Genomic DNA, 1,953 nt, shown 5'->3' on the forward strand with positions numbered 1-1,953 from the left:
CATAGCCCCGGCATAAGAACGTTTGCCCCATATGGCGGTTCTCGGCATCGGCGCCGCGTCGCCGGATTTCAGTCTCCCCCACAACGGCAGCGGGCTGGTATCGCTTGCCGATTTCCGCGGAAAACCGCTGGTTCTGTTCTTCTATCCGAAGGACGATACGACCGGCTGCACCGCGGAATCGCTGGCCTTTACCGCTTTGGCCGACGAATTCGATGCCGCGGGAGCGGCGGTCGTCGGAATGTCCCCTGATTCGGTCACATGCCACGAACGCTTCATCAAGAAGTACAGCCTTTCCGTTGCGCTCGCCTCGGACGAAGAGAAAACGACGCTGCAGGCCTATGGTGTCTGGAAGGAAAAGAGCATGTATGGCCGCAGTTTCATGGGCGTCGAGCGCACGACCTTTCTGATCCGCACCGATGGTACCGTCGCGATGATCTGGCAGAAGGTCAAGGTACCCGGTCATGCCGAAGACGTTTTGAAGGCCCTCAGGAACCTTACCGCGTGAGCACGCTTTCGATGCCATCTCTGCGCGGTGGCGCGATCGAGGCCATCGGGTCCGCCGATCTCGATCGCAAGACAGCTCTGGCGCAGGAAGCTGCGACCCGCTGGTTTGCACGAAGAATTTCCCTACGTTCGCCGCGCGATGCGTCGCTGCCGGATAGGCCGGGCCGCCCGGATAAGCCGACACTGGTACCCCCGACGCAGGTCGAGAGACGCTCGCTGCACACCATCAACGGTCGCATTGCGCTTCTTCACGCGATCGCCCATATCGAGCTCAACGCCGTTGACCTGGCACTCGATATCGTTGCGCGGTTTGCCACCGAATCGGTTCCCAACTCTTTCTTCGACGGATGGATGCAGGTTGCCTTCGAGGAGGCGAAGCACTTCCGCTTGGTGCGCGGGCGGCTGCGCGATCTTGGCGCCGATTACGGTGATATGCCCGCGCATGACGGCCTTTGGCAGGCGGCGCACGCGACCAGAAACGATCTGACGGCGCGGCTTGCGGTCGTTCCCCTGATTCTCGAGGCCCGCGGCTTGGATGTCACGCCCTCGCTGCAGGCGAAGATGCGTGAAACCGGCGATCACGAAAGTGCGGCCGTCCTCGATGTCATCTACAATGACGAAAAGGGGCATGTGGCAATCGGCGCAAAATGGTTCCGCTTTCTCTGCGCCCGCGAGCGCCGCGACCCGGCCCAGACCTTCAAGGAGCTGGTGCGTGCAAACTTCCGCGGTCCGCTGAAACCGCCATTCAACGACCTGGCGCGCGCCGAAGCCGGCCTCACGCCTTCTTTCTATCGTTCATTGACGGCGACCAGCAATCTGTAAACCTGTGCGTGCATGAATATGCCCGCTAAGGCATTTGTTAACCATAACGGTGTGTAATCATTCCTGATCGAAGCACGGGCGCATCAATTGGGAGATTCTCCGTGACGCATGCACAGCAAAATCGCGTATTCGGCAAGCGCTCGCAGGAACATATCCTCATTCTCGCCAGTGGCGACAAGGTCCGGCACGTAACCATAAAGCCGTGGATGGCAGCCCTCGGCTTCTGTTTTTCCGTCGTTTTCGTGATCGGCTATCTGCTTGCAACCTCCTACCTCGTCCTTCGCGACGACCTGATCGGCGCCACCATGGCGCGCCAAGCCCGCATGCAGCATGATTATGAAGATCGCATTGCGGCCCTTCGTGCGCAGGTCGATCGGGTCACCTCGCGTCAGCTGCTCGACCAGCAGCTGGTGGAAGACAAGGTGGACAAGCTCATGCAGCAGCAGATGGCGCTGACCTCGCGCCATGGCAAGTTTGGCTCCCTCCTCGACCGTGCGGAACATTCCGGCCTGACGAAGAAGGATGCGATGATACCGGCTCAATCCCTCGTGCCCGAAGCAAAGGACAAGCGTGCGTCGGTTTCACCCGGCGCCCGGGCGATCGACATGCTCCTGGCAGGCACGGACG

Annotated in this window: 2 protein-coding genes and 1 pseudogene; all 3 read left to right on the forward strand. The window is 60.6% G+C overall.

All coding sequences use genetic code 11. The features are described from left to right. The first annotated feature begins 31 nt into the window (after positions 1-31). Positions 32-505 carry a peroxiredoxin gene (locus tag C9413_RS31620; RefSeq protein ID WP_170251471.1) on the forward strand — a complete coding sequence of 158 codons (474 nt, stop codon included), beginning with the start codon at positions 32-34 and terminating at the stop codon, positions 503-505. An 11-nt stretch (positions 506-516) separates the two neighbouring features. Continuing rightward, on the forward strand, positions 517-1,326 hold the full coding sequence (locus C9413_RS31625; RefSeq protein ID WP_039846773.1) for a ferritin-like domain-containing protein: 810 nt from the start codon (positions 517-519) through the stop codon (positions 1,324-1,326). Positions 1,327-1,427: 101 nt separating this feature from the next. Further along, a pseudogene (locus C9413_RS31630) lies at positions 1,428-1,953 on the forward strand (M23 family peptidase); the annotation flags it as partial.

Origin of the sequence: Rhizobium sp. SEMIA 4085 (assembly GCF_013004495.1) — a bacterium.
In the GTDB taxonomy this organism is placed as follows: Bacteria; Pseudomonadota; Alphaproteobacteria; order Rhizobiales; family Rhizobiaceae; genus Rhizobium; species Rhizobium gallicum.

Bases quoted from the DNA above. Each gene is read 5' to 3' on its own strand.
- C9413_RS31620 (WP_170251471.1), top strand. From the start codon at position 32: ATGGCGGTTCTCGGCATCGGCGCCGCGTCGCCGGATTTCAGTCTCCCC.
- C9413_RS31625 (WP_039846773.1), top strand. From the start codon at position 517: ATGCCATCTCTGCGCGGTGGCGCGATCGAGGCCATCGGGTCCGCCGAT.